We start from the raw sequence: 22,739 nt of genomic DNA, 5'->3' as shown, positions 1-22,739 counted from the left end.
GCTATTCGTCGAACATTAGGTAACTCAATGCAGAAGAAATCGATTTATGTTGTGTATACTGGCGGAACCATTGGTATGCGCCACTCCCCACAAGGTTATATTCCAGTTTCAGGGCACCTTCAGGCCCAATTAGCTAAAATGCCCGAGTTCCATCGCCCTGAAATGCCTGAGTTTACCATCAAAGAACACCAGCCTTTAATCGACTCCTCTGATATTACGCCAGAAGATTGGCAAATCATTGCCGATGATATCAGTGAAAACTATGCGCTGTATGATGGCTTTGTTATCTTACATGGCACTGACACAATGGCTTATACGGCATCAGCATTATCATTTATGCTAGAGAACCTACGTAAGCCTGTAATTGTGACAGGGTCACAAATTCCCTTAGAGGCATTGCGTTCAGACGGCCAAACTAATCTACTTAATGCCTTATATCTCGCTGCGAATTACCCCATTAATGAGGTCGGTTTGTTCTTTAACAATAAACTGTATCGAGGAAACCGCACCGTAAAATCGCATGCCGATGGTTTCGATGCGTTCACTTCCCCCAACTGTCCACCATTAATGGAAGCAGGTATTCATATTCGTACTTTTAATACCTGCCCAGCCCCAATCGGTGTTGGCCCATTAATCTGCCACCGGATCACACCACAACCGATTGGTGTCGTTATGCTCTATCCCGGACTGTCTATTGAAATTGTACGTAACATACTCCAACAACCTGTAAAAGCTCTGATTTTACGCTCCTATGGTGTCGGAAATGCCCCACAACGCCCTGAATTACTGAAAATTCTCCATGATGCTACAAACCGAGGCATTATTGTGGTAAATCTGACACAGTGCATTTCAGGTCGAGTCAATATGGAAGGCTATGCGACAGGACATGCACTTGCCGAGGCAGGCGTTATCAGTGGATTTGATATGACATTTGAAGCTGCATTGAGTAAGTTACATTACTTACTTAGTCAAGAATATACACCGGCACATGTTCGGGAATTAATGCAACATAATCTTAGAGGTGAACTCAGCTATGCCGATGAATAAGCCAAATGAGGATTTAGTTAAATCCGCTTTACTGTTAGTTGATCTACAAAATGATTTTTGTACAGGTGGTGCCCTTGCTGTCGCCGATAGTGAAACGGTAATAAAAACAGCGAATAAGGCGATAGAGTTATGCCAACGACAAAATATTCCGATTATCGCTAGTCAAGACTGGCACCCCGCTAATCACCTGAGCTTTGCTGTTAATTCAGGAACACAAGTTGGTGACATTGGTACGCTTAATGGCATTCCCCAAGTGTGGTGGCCCGTTCATTGCGTTCAAGGGGAAGTTGGCGCTGAGTTTCATCCGGAACTCAACCAAGATGCCATTTGTGAAGTTTTTACGAAGGGTGAAAATCCGCAAGTAGACAGCTACAGTGCTTTTTTCGACAATGATAAAGTAAGCCAGACGCGATTACACGCTTGGTTACAAGAGCAACAAATTACCCAATTATTCATTATGGGGATAGCGACCGATTATTGTGTCAAATTCACGGTACTTGATGCGTTAAAGCTGGGATATAACGTTGATGTACTTACCGATGGTTGCCGAGGCGTAAATTTATCCGCAATGGATAGTGAACTCGCATTAGCCGAGATGTCACAAAAAGGGGCGACCCTACTCACCACCGATTCTCTGCAATAATTAACAACGACGTACCTTGCCCTTTTAAGGCAAGGTATTGGCTAGTCGCTAACACTATTGGTTGTTTGACATAGATTGAATAAAAAGCACACGCGAGTACCTCTCCCCCATATCCATGTTTTATCAACGCTGATTGCGCCATTTTCAACCACGGCGACAAGGCACACTGTTCATTTCGTTTTTCTGTATGCCTAGCGTGTTATTTCGCCTGTCGCCTGCCTCTAATTGCGATTATTCGTCTTTATTTTGTGGCTTCAAGGTTGCCAACATTTCCCCTTGAAACATCGATTTAAGTTCCTGCTTACTTTTCATCGTGATCTGCCCATCCGTACCAATGGTCATATGTTCAGGATCATGATTATGACGAGACTGCCATAACATCACCATCTGTAAGCTATGCTCTTTTTGCTCAGGGGTTAATGCGACACCATCAGGCCATTTTCCTAATTCAACGGCTGTCACCAAACGCTGATAAATTTCAGGGGTCATCACTGATAACAGTTGCTCTAATTGCTCTGGCTCTAAATTTACACTCACTTCACAACTCCTTCAAAGAGACCCAGTTAGTAGTTCATTTGACATATTATCTATTTCAACTTAGCTGAATCGATATTGCTTAATTTAGTTTTCAGCGTCAGCTAGCTTCAGCACCCTATCCACGGGTCTTTTCGCCAGTTTTCTCATCGATAAAACTTAATGATGCTGAATTAATGCAGTAACGTTGCCCCGTTGGTTGTGGACCATCAGGAAACACATGTCCTAAGTGGGCATTACAATTTTGACAACGCACTTCAATCCGATGCATTCCATGGGAGAAATCTTCGATATACTTAATCGCATCTTCAGTCATTGGTTGATAAAAACTCGGCCACCCGCACCCTGCATCAAATTTAGTGTCTGATAGAAAAAGTGGTGTACCACAACACAGGCATTCATACACCCCATCTTTACGATTATGCAATAACACACCAGTGAACGGACGCTCGGTCCCTGCCTGCTGAGTGACATATTGCTGAATATCATTTAGCTCCGAGATATCAATCGGTTGCTTACTTTTATCTGTCATATCAAACCCAAATATTGAAATAACTGAGTGGTATTAAGCTAAGAATACCCCCATTTGGTGCAACAAAAAATTAACAACACGTTTTATAAAGATATTCTAAACTAATTAACATAGTGCTTTGTGTTTTGATTTGTGACGAGTTTCACATATATCACTGATAGCAGGTTTCATTATCCCGCACAATCCCGATAATACGTGCGGATGTATTTGCCTCTAAAGTGGCTGACAAGTAAGCAATTAGTGCGAGTTGTTTTGATTTTTTTCAATAATTGACACGATTCCGCTTGACGGCTGGCAAGGTTTTGGTAACTTTAACTACAACTTAATTCACGAATAAATAGCTGGTGGAAATACTATGACTATCAAAGTAGGTATTAATGGTTTTGGTCGTATTGGCCGTATCGTTTTCCGTGCTGCACAAGAGCGTTCTGATATCGAAATCGTTGCTATCAACGACCTGCTCGATGCAGACTATATGGCATACATGCTGAAATATGACTCTACTCACGGTCGTTTCAACGGTACTGTTGAAGTTAAAGATGGTCACCTAGTTGTAAATGGCAAAAAAATTCGCGTCACTGCAGAGAAAGATCCTGCAAACCTGAAGTGGAACGAAGTTGGTGTTGACGTTGTTGCAGAAGCAACAGGTATCTTCTTAACTGATGAAACTGCACGTAAACACATCCAAGCAGGCGCGAAAAAAGTTGTTCTGACTGGCCCTTCAAAAGACGACACGCCAATGTTCGTTATGGGTGTTAACCATAAGAGCTATGCAGGTCAAGAAATCGTTTCTAACGCTTCTTGTACAACTAACTGCTTGGCACCTCTGGCTAAAGTTATCAATGACAAATTCGGCATTATCGAAGGTCTGATGACGACTGTTCACGCAACAACAGCAACTCAAAAAACTGTTGATGGTCCTTCTCACAAAGACTGGCGTGGTGGTCGTGGTGCTTCTCAAAACATCATCCCATCTTCAACTGGTGCTGCTAAAGCGGTAGGTAAAGTTATTCCTGAGTTGAATGGCAAACTGACTGGTATGTCTTTCCGTGTTCCTACTCCAAACGTTTCAGTTGTTGACTTAACTGTACGTATGGAAAAACCAGCCACTTACGCTCAAATCTGTGACGCTATCAAAGAAGCGGCTGCGGGCGAGCTGAAAGGTGTTCTGGGTTACACTGAAGATGACGTTGTATCAACTGACTTCAACGGTGAAAAACTGACTTCAGTATTCGATGCTAAAGCAGGTATCGCACTGAACGACAACTTTGTAAAACTGGTTTCTTGGTATGACAACGAAACAGGTTATTCAAACAAAGTTCTAGACCTGATCGCTCACATCTCTAAATAAGAGTTATTAGCGTTTTATGGTTAATTTGAGCCGCCTTTAGGCGGCTCTTTTGCTTTTATTCGCTCCTAAATTGTCAGGAGCCCCTCACTTACCTCTTAGAGTGAATGACGGTTTTCCTAAGTTCTGCTAACCTATTTGTATTCACTGTTTCTCTATTCACAGGCAAATAATTATGCACGATAAACTCTTTGCTTTACCGGTGATTAAGCAACTTTCAGCCTACATTAGCCAACGCCAATTGGGTGAATTACCCTTAATTATTGTTTCGCATCCTAAAGTGCGTGGTGCCGTTAGTATTCAAGGTGCACAATTAATCGATTGGCAACCTTGTGGTCAAAAACCGTGCATCTGGCTAAGCAGTGAAAGTGCTTTCAAAGCAGGTACAGCCATTCGTGGGGGTATCCCTATTTGCTGGCCTTGGTTTGGCCCCGCGGGTAGCCCAAGTCATGGTTTCGCCCGCATTTTACCGTGGCAATTTACTGCACATAATGAACATGAAGATGGCGTGATCCTCACCTTCACTCTGACAGATAACGAATATACACGCAAACTATGGCCGCATGAGTTTACATTGATATTGCGAATGAAACTCGGTGAGACCTGTGAGTTAGAATTAGAAAGCTATGGTGATTTTGAAACCACAGCCGCAATGCACACTTACCTCAATATTGGTGATATCCAAAAAACCACGGTATACGGTTTAGGTGGCCACTACTTTGATAAAGTCAGTGACCGTGAAGTTTATGAAGATAAGCCGCTAAAAATTAATAGCCATACCGACAGAATTTACTCTGAGCCAGAGGAATATAGTTTGATCCGTGATGATAGCTGGTCACGAACCATTGAAATACACCATTACCATAACTCTGACGTTGTATGTTGGAACCCATGGGCTGAATTGTCATGTAGCATGCAAGATATGCCAAACAATGGCTACAAACAGATGGTTTGTGTTGAAACGGCGCGCATTAATCAACCGATGAAAAGTGAAAATCAGCACCCCGCTCGCCTTTCTCTCGTTATGATGACACGCGATAATAAGCCACAAGACTGATAGTGACCTCCGCGATGAGGCGGGCTCTTTTCTCGCCTCATCATGCTGTTACGTCACTAAGGATGGCGCAAGCAGCACTTCTTCATATACCTTTTCTCTCCAACGAAATAGTACGTGATATAAAAAACCGTCTACACATTGTAAAGCATCAATAATTAAATTTAAGATAAGTATTGATTTCTATCCCACTAAAAAATGAACTCAATGAATAAGTACACCTTGTTATTATTATTGTCTGCCCCTATTGCCGTCTCTGCCAACTACTGTGACGACTTATATAAAAAATATAGTAATAGTTGGATGAGAGATATGCCAAAACAGGTATGCGAAGATGCGGTTAATGGTGATGCCGAAGCACAATTTAGCGTCGCGTCATGGAACACACGGTATCTAAGGCAACCTGAAGAAACTTATCGCTGGATAAAGATGTCAGCAGAACAAGGTTGTGCTAAATCACAGTATGTTTTAGGACTGCACTATTATGAAGGAAAAGTTGTTGATACAGATTGGTTTAAAGCGTTTGCTTGGATTAAAAAAGCGGCTGATAATGGGATTCCCGATGCTCAGGCTATGCTTGGTTTCATGTATCAACATGGTCATGCAATTGGTCAAAATTATACAATAGCTCTAGAGCTGTATCATAAAGCGGCTGCACAACATAACGAAGATGCCTATCTCTATTTAGGCCGAATGTACGAAAATGGCATGGGGGTTACCAAAGATTATGCAAAAGCTTATGAGTATTTTGCAAAAGCCAAGATCGCTCACGTCTTATCCTACCTCCCCGATTATCCTTGCGATATTTATAAAGATCCTGACTAAAATAGCCATCTACCACCAGCAAATTCGCCATAATCAACCATGTCAGCAACTATTCGTGCCCTGTTCAAATACCAATAAAAAATCCCAAAAGCACAAAGCGCATTTTGGGATTTTTTGTCAAGTCGTGGTTAGCAATTAGAAGGTATAAGTTACCCCACTCCAAACAATTGCAGAAACTGATTTATTAACCATTGGACTATCTTTCACTTCATTTGGCAGACGGTCAATACGCCCCATTGCAAAGGCACTCCAATTATCATTGAACTTATAGTTACCTGATAATTCAACATATGGAGTCCAGCTATCACCCGGACGATAGCGAGCTAAACCACTATTACGCGACTCTTTTGAAGAGACACCATACTCATAGCGGTTTTGATTTTTGCTATCCCACTTGATACCTACACCTGGAACTAACGACCAATTGTCGCCATAGAAACCATAAAGGTAAGCAACTTCTGCACGCAAACCATTACTGATCCCTAACATATCCCCCGACGCAACGGTACGGATTGTTCCCCAATCGGCTTTGTGTTTGTACGTCAAGCCCCCCATTACCGTATCGCGGCGACGATCAAGCTCACGCATATCACGGTCGTCGTTATCTTTCGGTTTGAAGAATTGAGGGTAATAATAAGCATCAAGCGAAAGTTGATCCTCTTGGTCATTCCACAAGTAGTAACCTACTGCTAACGTACGAAAATAGAAGTTTTCACCTTCATAGTTAACAATCGGTACTGGCGTAACATAGTCTTTCGATTTTATACCTTTATAAGGTGTTGATTGCGCCAAAACCGAACCCCCTACAGACCAAGTTCCAGCCATAGCTGCGGAGGATAATAAACCTAATGCGACAGCAAGTGATGTTAATTTGATTGTTTTACGCATATTAACCTGAAATATTAGAAGATTGAACAATAGTGCGCATCATACCTTGATGTGCTCTTTAGCCAAAACACTCCCACGACTGATCACATTTTTAGTTAAATTTATAACTATGTCTAATACTGTTTACACAATCATTCTAATTTTCATATACGACTGGTACTCTTTTCGCCAACGCGCACATCAGTTCATAACCAATAGTGCCTGCCGCCTGAGCAACGTCGTCTATCGGTAAGTTTTTACCCCATAGCTCAACGCGATCACCAATCTTAGCAGTTGGGCATTCGCTAACATCTATTGTTAGCATATCCATTGAAACAGTTCCTAATAGAGGACAACGCGTTCCATTTAACCAAATGGGGGTGCCTGTTGGCGCATGACGTGGATAGCCATCCGCATAACCACAGGCGACCGTGGCTATCTTCATTGGGTAAGGTGCTGTAAATTTACTGCCATAACCAATAGATTCCCCAGCCGCAATCTCATGTGTTGCAATAATTTGTGATTGCAATGTCATTGTCGCACGTAAATCTTTATCCGCAATGTCTTGCCAACGACCACTTGGCGATGCGCCATATAAGATCACACCAGAGCGAACCCAATCATAATGGGTCTTTGGGTGCCATAACGTCGCCCCTGAATTGGCAATACAGACAGGAAACTGACCATCGATAAACTGTTTAATTATCGCATGAGGTTTATCTGTGCCTGTCGATAAATCCGAATTCGCAAAATGTGTCATTAAGGTGACCGTCTCTACATTTTCCATTGCAGACAATCTATGCACCACTTGAGCATATTCCGGCGGCTCAAAACCTAAGCGATTCATTCCGCTATTTAGTTTGACATACACGGAGATGGGATTTTGAAAGTGCCTATTTTCAATCGCATCCAATTGCCAATAACTGTGCACCGCCGTAGTCAATTGGTATTGATCTATGACTTTTAAATCATCAGGCTGGAAAAAGCCCTCCAATAACAAAATAGGCCCCTTCCAACCTTGTTCACGCAATAAAATGGCTTCATTTAGATCTAAAATCGCGAAGCCATCCGATGCCGCCAGTGCTTTCCACACATGTTTAATACTGTGACCATAAGCGTCTGCCTTCATGACAGACCATATTTTTGCATGCCCAACGTGCTGACGAACTACGGACAAATTATGAGTAAAATTTTGCAGATGAATTACCGCACTGATTGGGCGAGGCATATCTCTTCCTTCTTTTTATACTATCCGAATATTTTTCAGCCAATTGCTCAACGCGCAGGCGATAAATCACCACTATGGGTTAATTTTGTATTAAAGCCATCAATATATCTAAATACCGATAAATCGTCGGATGCAATGTCAGGCTTATTCCCTGAAATAAGATCAGCTAATAACTTACCTGAACCACATGCCATCGTCCAACCTAGCGTTCCATGCCCCGTATTTAAATATAAATTGCTATAAGCCGTTGGGCCGACTATCGGCGTTCCATCTGGCGTCATAGGCCTAAGCCCCGTCCAAAACGTCGCTTGAGAAATATCACCGCCACCTTGATAGAGATCTTGTACTACCATCTTCAATGTTTCGCAGCGTTTTTTCAGCACATCCAAATTAAAGCCAACCACTTCTGCCATGCCCCCAACACGAATGCGGTCATCAAAGCGCGTTACTGCGATCTTATAAGTTTCATCCAAAACTGTTGATGTCGGTGCGCGCTCAGCATTAATAATTGGCATTGTTAATGAATACCCTTTTAATGGATAAACGGGTATTTTCACTAAATTATGCAGTAATGATGTGGAATATGAGCCCATCGCAACTACATAGCGATCCGCTTGTAATATTTCACCATCACAACGAATACCACTCACTTTATTGCCATCCGTCAGGATCTGTTCAACATGACGACCAAACTGGAATTTAACCCCCGCATCTTGGGCCATTTTCGCCAGTTTCTTAGTAAATTGTTGGCAATCACCCGTTTCGTCATTAGGTAAACGTAAGCCCCCCGTCAATTTATCCTTCACATATTCAAGCGCAGGCTCCGCTTTCGCTAACTCATTGGCGGTCAACAGCTCGTATGGTACGCCTTCTTTCTGTAAGACAGCGATATCATTGGCGGCATTATCAAACTGCTTTTCGGTCCTAAACAGTTGCAATGTTCCACCTTGACGGCCTTCATAACTAATCCCTGTATCTGCACGTAATTGGCGAATACAATCACGGCTATACTCCGCTATCCGCACCATACGGCTCTTATTCATCGCATAATGTTGAATATCGCAATTTTTAAGCATTTGCCACATCCAACGTAATTGGAATAATGTGCCGTCAGGCCTGATGGCTAATGGAGCGTGCTTTTCGAACATCCATTTAACCGCTTTTAATGGGATCCCTGGGGCACCCCATGGAGTCGCATAGCCCGGGGAAATTTGTCCAGCATTACCCGCACTCGTCTCTTCAGCAACATCCATTTGCCTATCTAATACGGTCACTTCATGCCCTTCTTGTGCTAAATACCAAGCTGTAGTAACACCGATGACCCCCGCACCTAAGACCAAAACTTTCATCACTCCCCCTGCTGCTTAGCACGAATATTTTCATTAGAATAATATTCTAGTATTCATTTTCCAATATGGTTAATTAACACTTTTAACAATTCAGACAATTAATTCAAAAACAGTTACAATTACTTTACACCTCAGATTTAAATGCTAGTGCTCATTTCTAATTGAATAGTTAAAAACAGAATAAAAACAGCCAATTAATAGAAAATTAATTTCGATTGAATTATTTTTCCATACGTTAATTTAGAGTTTTATACTATCTTGTTGGTATATTATTTTGATGACCTGTTTTTTAATATATGTTATTTCCATGCAATAACATAGAAAATAAATTCACAAATTTACCTTAAGATGAATTATAGTCTTGTTGATTTTTTTATTTCAGAATTGTAGATAATTTAGTGATTTCAAGCACAAAAACAATTACCCATTTTTATCGCAAAAATGGTTTTTGCTCTTTTCTCGTATTGGATGAATCAGATTTACAAAGTATAAGCCTTCTGGGTCTCAGTCTGCTGAAAACGCCTCTTTCTCTATCTTATTGAATCCACAATGTATAAAACAATATAGAAACGAACGTTAATAAACGTTAATTATTACTATAAATCAAAATGTTACCACGTGAAATTAGCTGCTAAAGTCAGCAATCAATTAATAAAATCTGACGGAGGGAGCATGATAAAAAAACGACCATTTCTTATTTTAATCGTAATGTCCTGTTTAATGACCAATCGCAGTGTAGCAGATTCAGATTGCATATCATTTAAACATTTTAAAGTGGAGCACGAGGGGAAAGTTTGTTTTAGCATTCGCCCTCTGCTCACTTGCCATACTGAATGTGAGGCTGTCGAAACAATCCATAGCAAAGTACTATTTCAATGTTATTATCCTGATATAAAGCCACAATCACCCAAAATGATCACTCAAGCAGAAAATATTGCTCTCAATATTGAATACCCCATATCATGTGCACCCAAAAAAGCGTCAGGCAATATTCAGTAGCTGACCAAGTCACTTGCAATTTCTGGTTTTCTGACAGCCAGAAGGCCAGTTGGTTAATAGCACCAAACTGGCTTCAGACATCATACAGTAACGTGAGTTAAAATTAGGATGCGCGGAATGGTTAGCGCGCATTTGCGAGGTCGTTAGGCATATTCCCTTGCATACTATGCCAAATCGTACCACTTTCTTTACCGTAATTTCTAACGGATTCCATAATACGATCGTACGCTTGTTCGCGGCATAAGTTTGACAATTGTTGATAGAAATTGAGCGCAAGGCGTCGTGCTTCCGGGTTAGAGAAATAGTAACGACCAACACGGGTATAAAGCCCTTTTAAGCCATTAATAATCAAGCCATAAATAGGGTTACCCGACGCGAAAGCCAACCCGCGGAATATATTGTAATCTAAGGCACTAAACGCATCTGCGTTATCTTCGACCTTCTCACGCTCAGACAAAACTTCCAATGATTTTTCAGGGTTTTGACGAAAAGCAGTACGGATAAAAATAGCAGCGATATTGGTTCTCACCGCTAGCAAATTATCAATCAGTTGTGGCACACGGTCATGATCTAACCTTGCTAAGGTCTCAAGAATATTCAGGCCTGAAGTCTCCCAATAATTGTTCACTTTGGTTGGTTTGCCATGTTGTATCGTCAACCAACCATCACGCGCTAAACGCTGTAATACTTCACGAAGCGTCGTACGTGTTACACCAATTAACTCCGAGAGTTCCCGTTCAGCAGGTAAAATCGACCCTGGTGGAAAGCGATTGTTCCAGATGCTCTCAATAATATACTCTTCCGCAAACCCTGCAGGACTTTGAGCTTTTATGACCATATTTTTATTATTCCAAACATTTTCAGACGGATTATTATAGAAATCATACCAGATTGTCGTAAATTGAGATAGTTAGACCCCCACATAAACAACAAAACCAATCATAAACTCCCATATAATGAATATATTATCTATTACTGATCAGACTTAATTTATGTAAAAGATAAGAGTAGTATGTGAATTTACTGTACAATACATCAAGTAAGAGGAAAACAATTCATAATGGATTTTAGTGTAAAAAGAGCTTTTTTAAAAAATTTTCTAGGGAATTCTCCAGATTGGTATAAGCTCGCAATAATAATATTTCTAATTATCAATCCACTGGTATTTTATTTTGTCAGCCCGTTCATCGCCGGGTGGTTACTTGTAGTAGAATTTATCTTTACCCTCGCCATGGCACTCAAATGCTATCCACTGCAACCCGGTGGGCTTTTAGCCATTGAAGCCGTCATCATTGGCATGACAACCCCAAAACAGATCTCTCATGAGATCAGTAACAATTTGGAAGTCATACTGCTGCTGATCTTTATGGTCGCCGGTATCTATTTTATGAAACAACTGTTGTTGTTCGTCTTCACCAAACTGTTACTGAATGTTCGTTCTAAACGTACGTTGTCATTAGCTTTCTGCTTAGCAAGTGCCTTCTTATCTGCTTTTTTAGATGCACTCACTGTTATCGCCGTTGTGATTAGCGTCTCCATCGGTTTCTATTCTATCTATCATCAATACGCTTCTAGCCAACACAGCAATACTGATCTACAAAATGACAGTTATATCGATACGGCTGAGAAGAAACAAACACTTGAGCAATTTAGAGCTTTCTTGCGCAGCCTCATGATGCATGCCGGTATCGGTACAGCATTAGGGGGAGTCATGACGATGGTTGGTGAACCCCAAAACCTGATTATTGCTAAGCATGTCGATTGGGATTTCGTGACTTTCTTTATACGTACGGCCCCCATTACATTACCTGTTTTTGCGTGTGGTTTAATTGTGTGTTTTTTGGTCGAAAAATTTAAATTATTTGGATATGGGGCGGAATTACCTGCAACCGTTCGCCAAGTCCTGACTGATCATGACCAAAAAAATAGCACTAAACGTACCCAAAAAGAGAAAGCACAACTTATTGTGCAAGGCTTGATTGGTATTTGGTTAATCGTCGCCCTTGCCTTCCACCTCGCTGAGGTCGGGCTTATCGGTTTATCCGTCATCGTATTAACCACCGCCTTCTGTGGCATTACAGAAGAGCATGCCTTAGGTAAGGCGTTTGAGGAAGCATTGCCCTTTACCGCACTACTGACCGTCTTTTTCTCCGTCGTAGCGGTGATCATCGACCAGCAGCTATTTACACCATTTATTCAATTTGTATTGCAATCGTCTGAATCATCACAACTCTCCTTGTTCTATCTATTCAACGGTCTTCTTTCCGCTGTTTCAGATAACGTCTTCGTCGGTACTGTCTATATTACCGAGGCATTAAAGGCATCAAGTGAAGGGCTAATTTCACACCATCAGTACGAGTTACTCGCCGTTGCCATTAATACGGGAACCAACCTTCCGTCGGTTGCCACGCCAAATGGGCAAGCGGCTTTCCTATTCCTGCTGACGTCTGCATTATCGCCATTAATTCGCCTCTCCTATGGCCGCATGGTATGGATGGCTTTACCTTATACCGTCGTCATGACTGTGGTTGGGTTAATCGGTGTTGAGTTTTGGTTAATACCTGTCACACACTGGTTAGAAAGCTTAGGTTGGATTAGCCTACCTTAAGTTTAATCACCACCAACTCACCTATATTCAAAGCTACTCACATCGTCAGATGGAGTAGCTTTTGTTTACTCTATCCCCCTAATTCGGCATTACTCCTTATTTGAAATTACAAATAAAATGGTTTAGTTTGTAATGTTAGGTAAAGGCTTATTTAAAATCGCATAATTATTCTCTGGCACCTTTTTTTGTCTTACCAATAGGGGCAAAATGTGCGTACCATTAATTTAGGGAAGTAAAGTATGTTCAGATTCTTTAACTACTGCTCACAAGGACGAGGCGCTTGGCTGTTAATGGCCTTTATTGCGTTTATGCTTGAATGTGCAGCGCTCTATTTTCAGCACATTATGAAATTGCAGCCTTGTGTCATGTGCATCTATGAACGTGTTGCACTGTTTGGCATTATGATTGCAGGGTTAATTGGCGCAATAGCGCCACGCAAAATCGCTTTACGTTGGGTTGCCATCATTATTTGGGGCTACGCTGCATGGCGCGGTTTAGATCTTGCTTGGGAGCATACCATGCTGCAACTCAACCCTTCACCATTTGCATCATGTGATTTCTTCGTCAATTTCCCCGAGTGGTTACCATTAGATAAATGGGCGCCTGCTGTCTTTGAAGCAACGGGTGACTGTACGGTTAGGCAATGGGATTTCTTAGGGTTAGATATGCCACAATGGCTAATTGGTATTTATGCAGCTTATCTTTTAGTGGCTATCATTGTCGCTATCAGCCAATTTTTTCCATCACACAAAAAAGCATAGCGTAAATAGTACAATTCGCGTCCTATAAAGCGCATTGGCAGGCGCTAATGCGATGGCTCCCGATGAATGCCATTGGGAGCCACTTCTTATCATGGCATCTAGATTAAAAAATAAAAACTCATTCTGTTTTATCCACTCATGCGCTGCATTCATCCCCCTAGCTAAAAATAGCCGACCTACTGCCAACGATTTTTAAATAAATAACAGCCGAAATTACCCGCATTATTTAGATAATTGCGTGCGCTTTATCATTTAAATGAAAAGCAAGGGAGCGAAACGTGGAAATAAACTCAACAAATGGGTTAACTACAAAATTGATATAAAAAAGCCCAACATGATGCGTGATGGACTTTTTATCTGAGGGAATTTAACTAAATACAACTGCCTGTAAGTATGACATCAGCGGCACAACGTTTACCATTAGCAAATTGACAAACGGCGGTTTGGGCACCATTCAATTCTAGGTTTAATGAAGGTAATCCACCCGCAGAAACACACGCTTCTTGCGCTTGAGGCCCTAAATTAACCACCTGTTGCGCATATTGGGAAGCTGAGCGATCGACATGATGTGCCGTATTTATGGTTTCTGAACTCCCACAACCTGCTAAAACAAACAGACTACCAACGAATAGGCTATTCCAAAAAGTAACCTTAAGCAGACTGCTTTTTTTTCGATTCATCCTAATCCCCATCCATAACTGTTTCTGTTCCCTGAATCAGTGAACACTGCTTTTAGAAAACAGATTGATGACCAAAACACCGACTATGATTAATAGCATACCAATAATTGCAGGTAAATCGAGTTTCTGTTGATAAATAAATATTGCAGCGACCGAAACGAGTACAATGCCTAAACCGGACCAAATTGCATAAGCTATCCCTAAAGGGATCAATTTAACCACTTGGGATAATCCCCAAAAAGAGACCGCATACCCAATGACGACAATCAACGATGGCCAAAAACGACTAAAACCATCTGATGCCTTTAATGTCGTTGTAGCAATCACTTCTGCGACTATAGACATCAATAAAAAACCTAGCCCCTTCATCAAGTCACCTTTTTATTATCTAACTTTATCAAAATGCTAAGAAATTTAGCATAGTTATCAATTGCTGTAATGACCAAATATAAAAAAACGCCCTGCAATAGAATCATTACTATTACAGGGGGATTAAACATGTTAAGTAGTTTATTTAGTGTGCCATTGGCGCTGTTTTAACTTGTTCGCGAAATGACGCGCTATAGCGTCTAAATATAAAAGTACACCAAATTAATGAGATCAAGCCAAATATCGCCCCCACATAACCGATACTTGCCATCCCCATATGCACAATCACTTGGTTACCGAGCAAAGCACCACCACCGATACCAATATTGAAGATCCCCGAATAGATTGCCATTGCAAGGTCAGTGGCATCCGGTGCAAGATCAATCACCTTCACCTGCATACCCAAGCCCACGCACATGATGGCGATCCCCCAGAATATGCTTAAGATAACCAGCCAGCTTACATGACCACTGATTGGCATTAACAATAATAAACATATCGTCAAAACAGCAATCGCCACAGGTAGAAATGATAGTGTATATTTACCACTATAACGGCTAAAGATCATACTTCCCGCAATCCCCGCCACACCAAAAATCAGCAATAATAGGGTTGCAAAATTTTGGCTCTGTAGCGCGATATCGCGAACAAAAGGTTCGATATAGCTGTAGGCGGCAAAATGCGCTGTGACGACCACGACCGTCAGAACAAACAATCCGACTAACGCTTGGCGTTTAAAAAGTACTGGCAAGCTTTTTAATGAACCTGAATGCTCACTCGGCAATTTAGGTAAAAAGCGAATCAATGCAATCATGGTTAATAATGCGATAGCACCAATACATAAGAAAGTGACACGCCACCCTAATAACTGACCAATAACACGCCCTATTGGTAAACCTAACACCGTTGCTAACGCAGTACCTGTCGCTAATAAACCTAACGCTTGAGCCTTTTTACCCGCAGGTGCAACGCGGATAGCTAACGAGGCGGTGATCGACCAAAATATCGCATGCGACAATGCAACCCCTACTCTCGCCACAATCAAAACTTCAAAATTCCATGCAAAACCAGAAAGGATATGACTTAAAACAAAGACAATAAATAGTAATGCTAATAACTTACGCCGTTCAATTTTGCTCGTAAGTAGCATCAGCGGCAATGACATAATGGCCACTACCCACGCATAAATGGTGATCATCAACCCGGTATGGGCTACTGTCATGTTAAAACTCGCCGCAATATCACTCAGTAATGCAACGGGAACGAATTCGGTGGTATTGAAAACAAATGCGGCGACCGCTAGTGCCACAACTCGGATCCAAGCTGTTTTTCTAGAAACCTGTGTCATTGTCTTTGCTTGCGCCTTTGTTGATATCAGCAAAAACCCATCCCCCAATCAAAAGCTGATCGGTATAGAAGCCACGTTATTGGATTTAAGCTGAGGTTTGATATTGCTTCGTTTCAAGGATTGAAAAGCAATCTAATTTATGTGAATGGTATCACATTTTTCTCAGGTATTTAAAGTGAGTCAATGCGAGAACATCAATAAAAAGTTGCTCTATTTCTGATAGCTCGCGCCTCATCAATGATTTCATGAGCCGTTAACCCAATAGGGCCTATACCTTTTTCTATTAGTAAGTCTGCCGCTTTACCATGCAACCAAACGCCGGCTCTCACCGCTTCTTCAATGGGTAATGATTGCGCCAATAAACTGCCGATAATCCCTGATAACACATCCCCACTCCCCGCTGTAGCTAACCCACTATTACCCGTTTCATTGCGCCAAGTTTGGCCATTCGGGGCAGAAATTATTGTATGGTGACCTTTTAACACTGCCCAGCAACCAAACCGCTGGCTGAGATGTTGCGCGGCACTCAACCTATCCGCTTGTATCGCCGTGACTGTTGTTTGTAACAACCTTGCGGCTTCTTTAGGGTGCGGCGTGAGTACTGTTTGTGATGATAAGGTTTGAGATAGGGGCATCTGAGCAAGTAGATTCAGGCCATCAGCATCAATTAACACGCTTTGCTGCTGTTCAACAAATGATAATGCTCTATTTATCAATAATTGCGCATCTGAAGATACACCTAAACCACAACCAATAACCCATGCTGTTGGTGTTTCACCATTTATCACTTCATTGGCTTGGCGCAACATTAATTCGGGGGCATGCTCTATAAGTTGCAATGTGAGTGGCGATTGATTAAACCCAATAATCACTTTGCCACAGCCACTTTTGAGCGCGGCAACGCCAGCAAGTACGCAAGAGCCGGTCATTCCTGCACTACCACCAATAATATTTAGCGTTCCAAACGTGCCTTTGTGACTCTGCTCTGGTCGAGGCTTAACAAATAAAGGGAATTGCTCTGCTAGCCACTGTTTTTCTATTAAAGTTAACATCACTAATCCTTTTGATATTACATTGCGACCTTTTAATTCCTATCTGAATTCTTCATCTTAATTCATCATGTTATGGCGCAATCTATAACCTTTCTATGATACAATATTAGCAAACTCACGAATTTTTAAAGGATACTTTATTAATGAAAGCACATTTTCCAACTCAACCTGATGTGAATGAATTAGCAGCAGAAGTGACCTGTATAAAAAACCTGCTTGCACATATGCTCAAAGCAATTGGTCAAGCTGATGCAGGTAAAATTCTGATTAAAATGGAGCGTGAAATTGCATCGATGGAAGATGAAAAACAAGCTGAGACTTATCGTAATACGCTTGAACAGATCAAAGCAGGTTTTCGCCAATAGATTATTTTAACGATAAGTGCTATTTAAGGGGCTTTGTTGTTCAATTACACTTAAAACTGCACAAATAACTAAATATCCTTTATCGAAATAATTTATCTTTGCTCTCGAATTAAACCATTCTTTATTCATTTAGCTCCCCCTTCAAATCTCTATGAAGGGGGCTTTTTTTATTCTAGATTAATCTTTGACTTTTCCGTTATAAATATCTTGGCAATGTTGGATATATTTTTCCAACGTTATTTCGCCAGATGGGTCACGGTGCGCTTTTTGTTCTTCAAAAGCCCATACAGTAAAAGCCTGACCTAAATTAGCACCGGACATTCCTACTTCTTTATACATGCGGTGATAAAAACCCGTTGGAGATTGGTAAATTTCAAATTTAAAGGGAACTAAGCGCGCTGGATTTTCTACCGTCATAAACTCATTGCCAAAAACCAACGTTTTTACAAGTATGTCCATTTTATATCCTTAATATTATCTAATTCTGTTAAGGCTCATTTTCATCATTTCTTCGTTCATCATAGACCCTTCATCTACCTGACCCCAAAGAAAATCTACGAAATTCCACTTAAAGAATACACTAATTTGATCTGCATTAAATTAATTTTTGCCCATAATAAAAAACCCATGATAGATTTTTCACTACCATGGGTTTTCATCAATTTTTATGGCTAATTAGCCAACTTAACTATTTCAAATATTCGCCAGAACGTAGCGCTTCAATACGTTTATCTAATGGCGGGTGTGACAAGAAAAGTTCACTAAATGCTTTGCCACGACCATTGATACAAAACGCCATTAAACGGCCTTCTTCTTGTGGTTCATAACTGGTTTTCAAACGTTGCAGCGCAGCAATCATTTTTTCTTTACCGACCAACTTCGCTGAACCAGCATCTGCATGGAATTCACGATAACGAGAGAACCACATGGTAATAATGCTCGCTAAGATACCGAATACAATTTCTAATACCATTGAAACGGCAAAGTAAACCATTGGGTTACCGTTACTGCTTTCGCTTTCATCATCATTGCTCGACATAAAGCCAGAAACGAATTGAGCGATGATACGGGAAATAAAGATCACAAACGTGTTCACAACCCCCTGTAATAGCGTCATTGTCACCATATCGCCATTTGCGATATGACTGATCTCATGGGCAATAACCGCTTCTGCTTCATCACGGCTCATATTTTCTAGTAAACCCGTGCTAACCGCTACTAATGATGCGTCACGACGTGCTCCTGTAGCAAATGCGTTAATATCCGGCGCGTGATAAATCGCAACCTGTGGCATTTGAATACCCACTTGCTGAGCTTGGCGGCTTACCGTATTGATTAACCATTGCTCAGTTTCATTGCGGGGCGATTCAATCACTTCTCCACCAACCGATTTAAGTGCCATCCATTTTGACATTAACAGCGAAATAAACGCGCCACCAAAACCAAATAGGCCAGCCATAATCATCAGGCCTTGAACACTGCTCCCTTTAACACCTGTTAAGCTTAAAATTATCCCAAACACAAACATAACGGCTAAGTTTGTGAGTAAGAATAAGGCAATTCGCATCATCTTTTTTTGATTCCTTGGTAAAAATAAATATCACGAAGAATTTAGGGTATAAATAAGGTTTTTTCATACTTTTTCAAGTGTTTTAACACGAAAAAACCAAAAATTAACATAACTTTACACAGGCTATGAAAAAGGCCAGCGATTGCTGGCCCTAATTTAATTTACTGTTTAACCAAATTATTTTTTATTTGGCAATAAATGGGTATCAGGATTAGCAAGATCAATAGCAATTTTAACTGTTTCGTCCAAATACGGGTCAGGCCCTTCGTAATCCTTAGGTAAATCATCAATTGACTTCAATAGAGGCTTACCTTCTTTTGCATTACGCTCATTGATACGTTTTAGTTTCGTTGCTTCAATTTCATTATCTTCCTTCAGACGTTGTGCATAATTTAACGAAATAAGATTTTTACTCTCTTTATTCGCTTTATAATGTGCAATGTCCTCATCGATATACTTAAATTCTGTATCTTGGCTAATACGTGCTAAGTGTTTAGTTTTTAAGTCTGATAAATCGGAAGTCACATCCCCGACCTTGCTATAATTGGCAGGCGGAATACTATCCCATGGCAATGCATTATCTTCAAAGCTTTCCCCCGTTTCAGCAGGATCTTGCCCTGTAGGCATAACAATATCCGGTGTTACCCCTTTACGCTGAGTACTGCCACCATTAACACGGTAGAATTTTTGAATGGTGTATTGCACTGAGCCTAATGCAGGCCAATCAGGCTTCAGCATTTGGTCATAAACACGACTCAAACTTCTATGTTGTTGAACAGTCCCTTTACCAAAAGTTGGTTCGCCGACAATCAGCGCCCGACCATAATCTTGCATTGCCGCCGCAAAAATTTCAGAGGCGGAAGCACTAAAGCGGTCAACAAGAACAACTAACGGCCCTTTGTAGTAAATGACATCGTCATCGTCTGCATCCTGACGCACTTGCCCATTATTGTCACGGACTTGCACAATTGGCCCTTTAGGAATAAACAAACCGGATAATGAAACGGCCTCTGTCAATGCACCACCGCCATTACCTCGCAGGTCAATAACTAGGGCAGAAACGTTATCTTTCGCGATTTTCTGTAGTTGCGTTTTAACGTCATTGGTTAAACCAACATAGAAACCCGGAATATCTAGTACGGCGACTTTTTCATTCCCGACTTTTTTAATGTTCAGTTTAACGGCACGATCTTCTAAACGAATTTGTTCACGAACGATAGTGACCACATGGGGCTTAGCCCCTTTTGTGTCAGATACCACTTCCAAACGGACCTTACTTCCTTTAGGCCCTTTGATCAGTGCGACCACATCATCGAGTCGCCAACCAACCACATCAACCATAGGCTTACCAGTTTGGCCTACACCGATAATTTTATCGCCTACTTTTAATTCTTTACTTTTTGCTGCCGGTCCACCCGCAACCAATGAATTAATCACTGTATTTTCATCGTCTTGCTGCAAGACTGCACCAATCCCTTCTAACGACAAACTCATTTCAGAATTAAACTGTTCAGTATTGCGCGGAGAAAGGTAGCTGGTATGAGGGTCTATTTCACGAGCAAAAGCATTCATGATTAATTGGAAAACATCTTCACTTTGCCCTTGCGTCAAACGTCTTAAAGCAAAGTTATAACGCTTAGTGAGTTTTTCCTTAATCTCTTTATCATCTTTGCCCGATAGCTTCAGGTTCAGCCAATCATACCTGACCTTTTGATCCCAAAGCTTATCTAATTCTTGCTTATCCTTTGGCCAAGGCATTTTACTACGATCGACTTCAATAAAGTCATTCGCATCAAAATTCATTGGTTGCTCAAGACGAGCTAATGCATATTGGAAGCGTTCAAAGCGTCTTTTCTGAGAAAGGTTGTACAGGTCATAGAACGTATCTAGTTTTCCATTTTCCAGCCATTCACCGACTTTAGCTTTATCTTTTGCATACTCATCAACATCTGACTGAAGCAAAACGTTATGACCGTAATCCAACATATTCAGATAACGATCAAAAATTTTACCGGAAAACGCTTTATCCAAATCAAATTGGCGATAATGAGAGCGGGTAAACCTAGATGTTACCCTTTCACTTACTGTGCCATGCTGAGTATCCTGTTTTAATACAGGTAACTGAGCAGCAGTGAACTGTGTCACTGCTTGAGGATTCGCAATTGCACTACCAAAAGTGGCAACACTAACGACTAATGCAATCTTTAAAAGTTTGTTCATGCCCTGATTGACCTCCGTATCAGAACTTTAAATGTTCCGCGCGCACAATCATTGCCATTCCTGTTGGCAACTGAACTCTGACACCATCTTTAGCAATTTCCAGCACAGACGCATCCATCAGACTTGTACCAACTTTCACTTTCAGAGTCTGGCCGACCTGAAGTGCGTTAATATCAGTCACTGATTTCAATTTTTGCTCTGGAGATGCTGCACCACTACGGCGCTGAGGTTTAGTCGAAGAGTTTTGTGGGCGTTCTTTATTTTCTGACTGGCGATGGCGCGGCGCTTTGTCTTTTGCTGCTGCCGGATTGCGGGTGTTTTTATCACCTGATTTTTTAGCTGCTGGTCGTTTCTGCGCTTTTTGCTCTGCACGTTGCGCTTGAACTCGAGCTTTTGCCTCAGTCAATTGTTGACGAGCATGCGTAATATGCTCCGCCTCTAATTCACCACAATCATTACCATCTAAGTCAACGCGCTTAGCGCCTTCTTTAACACCGTAGAGATAACGCCAGCTAGAGGTATACATACGCAATGCCGAACGCAATTGCGTTTTGCTAATACCATCTTCTTCGGTCAAACGCCCTACGATATCTTGAAAAATTCCGACTTTTAACGGACGTGCTTCGCCTTCAGCGATAAAACAGCGTGGAAAACGCTCAGCCAAAAACGCGATAACTTCTTTACTACTATTCAACTTAGGTTGATTTTCCATGAAATTTCCTGATAACAACGATTTTGCCAACCAGCACGGGCATGAACAAGCCGACATTATAATAGCGTTGCAGACAATTGCCACGTTCCTATTAAGTTAACATACCAATATTTAATGATAATTTGGCATCGAACACATTGCCAGATGTTGACACAACTGGCTTACAAGATGTTTTAAACCAATTTCATCATTTTGATCAAAGTGATTGAAATTTGGACTATCAATATCCAGCACGCCTAAAACCTGACCATTAACTTCCAATGGAAGCACGATTTCGGCATTACTTGCCGAATCACAGGCTATATGACCAGAGAAAGCATGCACATCATCAACACGCTGAATTTTATTTTGGCTATATGCCGTACCGCAGACACCTTTGCCAAACGGTATTCTGACACAGGCTATCTTTCCTTGAAAAGGACCAAGCACTAACTCTTGTCCACTTCTTAAGTAAAAACCCACCCAGTTAATACCTTCTAGGCGCTCATACAACAACGCGCTTGTATTCGCCAAACTTGCAATTAAATCATATTCTCCTGCCAATAGTGCAGACAAACTATCTGAAAGTTCGTGATAATACTTGTTTTTATCCATAAAATTTTCTTGTAATAATTAAATGATGCAATAG

The 22,739-nt window shown here is 41.2% G+C and carries 25 protein-coding genes; 9 read left to right on the top strand and 16 right to left on the bottom strand.

All coding sequences use genetic code 11. The features are described 5' to 3' along the window. Positions 1-27 precede the first annotated feature (27 nt). Both ansA and pncA read left to right on the top strand, forming a co-directional pair. Entirely contained in the window at positions 28-1,047 is a 1,020-nt protein-coding gene (gene ansA / locus PSF11_RS06010; protein ID WP_004920319.1) for an asparaginase, read from the top strand. Further along, positions 1,034-1,690, top strand: a complete 657-nt coding sequence (gene pncA / locus PSF11_RS06005) for a bifunctional nicotinamidase/pyrazinamidase (protein WP_042116629.1) — start codon at positions 1,034-1,036, stop codon at positions 1,688-1,690. Before ansA ends, pncA begins: the two co-directional genes overlap by 14 nt. Before the next feature lie 231 nt (positions 1,691-1,921). Here the strand turns inward: pncA and PSF11_RS06000 are convergent, their stop codons facing one another. Then, positions 1,922-2,227: a YeaC family protein gene (locus tag PSF11_RS06000; RefSeq protein WP_004920326.1), complete on the bottom strand. Its 306-nt coding sequence runs from the start codon at positions 2,225-2,227 to the stop codon at positions 1,922-1,924. A gap of 115 nt (positions 2,228-2,342) precedes the next feature. Beyond that, positions 2,343-2,756, bottom strand: coding sequence for a peptide-methionine (R)-S-oxide reductase MsrB (gene msrB / locus PSF11_RS05995; protein WP_004920330.1), 414 nt, complete (start codon positions 2,754-2,756; stop codon positions 2,343-2,345). 355 nt (positions 2,757-3,111) lie between these two features. Between msrB and gapA the strand changes: the two genes are divergently transcribed. From gapA to PSF11_RS05980, 3 genes are all read left to right on the top strand, one after another. After that, positions 3,112-4,107 carry a glyceraldehyde-3-phosphate dehydrogenase gene (gapA, locus tag PSF11_RS05990; protein ID WP_004920333.1) on the top strand — a complete coding sequence of 332 codons (996 nt, stop codon included), beginning with the start codon at positions 3,112-3,114 and terminating at the stop codon, positions 4,105-4,107. 172 nt (positions 4,108-4,279) lie between these two features. Next, a complete protein-coding gene (locus tag PSF11_RS05985) occupies positions 4,280-5,161 on the top strand; it encodes a D-hexose-6-phosphate mutarotase (RefSeq protein WP_004920336.1) in 882 nt (293 codons plus the stop codon). 204 nt (positions 5,162-5,365) lie between these two features. Then, a complete protein-coding gene (locus tag PSF11_RS05980; RefSeq protein ID WP_004920340.1) occupies positions 5,366-5,983 on the top strand; it encodes a tetratricopeptide repeat protein in 618 nt (205 codons plus the stop codon). 135 nt (positions 5,984-6,118) lie between these two features. Here the strand turns inward: PSF11_RS05980 and PSF11_RS05975 are convergent, their stop codons facing one another. From PSF11_RS05975 to fadR, 4 genes are all read right to left on the bottom strand, one after another. After that, positions 6,119-6,871 carry a MipA/OmpV family protein gene (locus tag PSF11_RS05975; protein WP_004920345.1) on the bottom strand — a complete coding sequence of 251 codons (753 nt, stop codon included), beginning with the start codon at positions 6,869-6,871 and terminating at the stop codon, positions 6,119-6,121. Positions 6,872-7,007: 136 nt separating this feature from the next. Next, a complete protein-coding gene (alr, locus tag PSF11_RS05970; RefSeq protein WP_004920349.1) occupies positions 7,008-8,078 on the bottom strand; it encodes an alanine racemase in 1,071 nt (356 codons plus the stop codon). Between the two features lie 47 nt (positions 8,079-8,125). Further along, the gene (locus tag PSF11_RS05965) at positions 8,126-9,427 is read right to left on the bottom strand and encodes a D-amino acid dehydrogenase (protein WP_004920353.1); all 1,302 of its coding nucleotides are present in this window, start codon (positions 9,425-9,427) and stop codon (positions 8,126-8,128) included. Between the two features lie 1,120 nt (positions 9,428-10,547). Beyond that, positions 10,548-11,264 (bottom strand): fatty acid metabolism transcriptional regulator FadR, encoded by a 717-nt coding sequence (fadR, locus tag PSF11_RS05960; RefSeq protein WP_004920358.1) that lies wholly within the window; start codon positions 11,262-11,264, stop codon positions 10,548-10,550. 222 nt (positions 11,265-11,486) lie between these two features. Here fadR and nhaB point away from each other — a divergent pair, with 222 nt between their 5' ends. Both nhaB and dsbB read left to right on the top strand, forming a co-directional pair. Beyond that, a complete protein-coding gene (gene nhaB / locus PSF11_RS05955; RefSeq protein WP_072502295.1) occupies positions 11,487-13,034 on the top strand; it encodes a sodium/proton antiporter NhaB in 1,548 nt (515 codons plus the stop codon). Between the two features lie 239 nt (positions 13,035-13,273). Further along, entirely contained in the window at positions 13,274-13,795 is a 522-nt protein-coding gene (dsbB, locus tag PSF11_RS05950) for a disulfide bond formation protein DsbB (protein WP_036940423.1), read from the top strand. Between the two features lie 371 nt (positions 13,796-14,166). Here dsbB and PSF11_RS05945 read toward each other — a convergent pair whose 3' ends face one another. The 3 genes from PSF11_RS05945 to PSF11_RS05935 all read right to left on the bottom strand — a co-directional run bounded on the left by PSF11_RS05945 (position 14,167) and on the right by PSF11_RS05935 (position 16,153). Next, a complete protein-coding gene (locus PSF11_RS05945; protein ID WP_053109997.1) occupies positions 14,167-14,475 on the bottom strand; it encodes a DUF333 domain-containing protein in 309 nt (102 codons plus the stop codon). Positions 14,476-14,511: 36 nt separating this feature from the next. Next, positions 14,512-14,844, bottom strand: coding sequence for an SMR family transporter (locus tag PSF11_RS05940; protein ID WP_004920375.1), 333 nt, complete (start codon positions 14,842-14,844; stop codon positions 14,512-14,514). A 145-nt stretch (positions 14,845-14,989) separates the two neighbouring features. Next, positions 14,990-16,153, bottom strand: a complete 1,164-nt coding sequence (locus PSF11_RS05935; RefSeq protein WP_230494553.1) for a sugar transporter — start codon at positions 16,151-16,153, stop codon at positions 14,990-14,992. Between PSF11_RS05935 and PSF11_RS05930 the strand changes: the two genes are divergently transcribed. After that, entirely contained in the window at positions 16,065-16,286 is a 222-nt protein-coding gene (locus PSF11_RS05930; protein WP_223854892.1) for a hypothetical protein, read from the top strand. The genes PSF11_RS05935 and PSF11_RS05930 overlap by 89 nt on opposite strands. 100 nt (positions 16,287-16,386) lie before the next feature. Here PSF11_RS05930 and PSF11_RS05925 read toward each other — a convergent pair whose 3' ends face one another. Beyond that, a complete protein-coding gene (locus PSF11_RS05925; RefSeq protein ID WP_072502296.1) occupies positions 16,387-17,244 on the bottom strand; it encodes an NAD(P)H-hydrate dehydratase in 858 nt (285 codons plus the stop codon). Positions 17,245-17,387: 143 nt separating this feature from the next. On the opposite strand from PSF11_RS05925, the gene PSF11_RS05920 reads away from it, so the two are divergent. Beyond that, complete coding sequence (locus PSF11_RS05920; protein WP_014656083.1) at positions 17,388-17,609, top strand: DUF2594 family protein; 222 nt, start codon at positions 17,388-17,390, stop codon at positions 17,607-17,609. A 6-nt stretch (positions 17,610-17,615) separates the two neighbouring features. Here PSF11_RS05920 and PSF11_RS05915 read toward each other — a convergent pair whose 3' ends face one another. The 6 genes from PSF11_RS05915 to PSF11_RS05890 all read right to left on the bottom strand — a co-directional run bounded on the left by PSF11_RS05915 (position 17,616) and on the right by PSF11_RS05890 (position 22,705). After that, complete coding sequence (locus PSF11_RS05915; RefSeq protein WP_004920387.1) at positions 17,616-17,738, bottom strand: hypothetical protein; 123 nt, start codon at positions 17,736-17,738, stop codon at positions 17,616-17,618. A 48-nt stretch (positions 17,739-17,786) separates the two neighbouring features. Beyond that, positions 17,787-18,068: a hypothetical protein gene (locus tag PSF11_RS05910; RefSeq protein WP_004920390.1), complete on the bottom strand. Its 282-nt coding sequence runs from the start codon at positions 18,066-18,068 to the stop codon at positions 17,787-17,789. Positions 18,069-18,297: 229 nt separating this feature from the next. Further along, positions 18,298-19,179: a protease HtpX gene (gene htpX / locus PSF11_RS05905; RefSeq protein WP_014656084.1), complete on the bottom strand. Its 882-nt coding sequence runs from the start codon at positions 19,177-19,179 to the stop codon at positions 18,298-18,300. Between the two features lie 177 nt (positions 19,180-19,356). Further along, positions 19,357-21,399, bottom strand: a complete 2,043-nt coding sequence (prc, locus tag PSF11_RS05900; RefSeq protein WP_004920397.1) for a carboxy terminal-processing peptidase — start codon at positions 21,397-21,399, stop codon at positions 19,357-19,359. 19 nt (positions 21,400-21,418) lie between these two features. After that, a complete protein-coding gene (gene proQ, locus PSF11_RS05895; RefSeq protein WP_004920399.1) occupies positions 21,419-22,111 on the bottom strand; it encodes an RNA chaperone ProQ in 693 nt (230 codons plus the stop codon). A gap of 111 nt (positions 22,112-22,222) precedes the next feature. Then, entirely contained in the window at positions 22,223-22,705 is a 483-nt protein-coding gene (locus PSF11_RS05890; RefSeq protein WP_004920404.1) for a GAF domain-containing protein, read from the bottom strand. Between the last annotated feature and the right edge of the window lie 34 nt (positions 22,706-22,739).

It is taken from the genome of Providencia sp. PROV119 (genome assembly GCF_028482435.1).
Taxonomy (GTDB): domain Bacteria; phylum Pseudomonadota; class Gammaproteobacteria; order Enterobacterales; family Enterobacteriaceae; genus Providencia; species Providencia stuartii.
The sequence above is the reverse complement of the archived record's forward strand: the minus strand, read 5'-3'. Positions and strand labels throughout refer to the sequence as shown.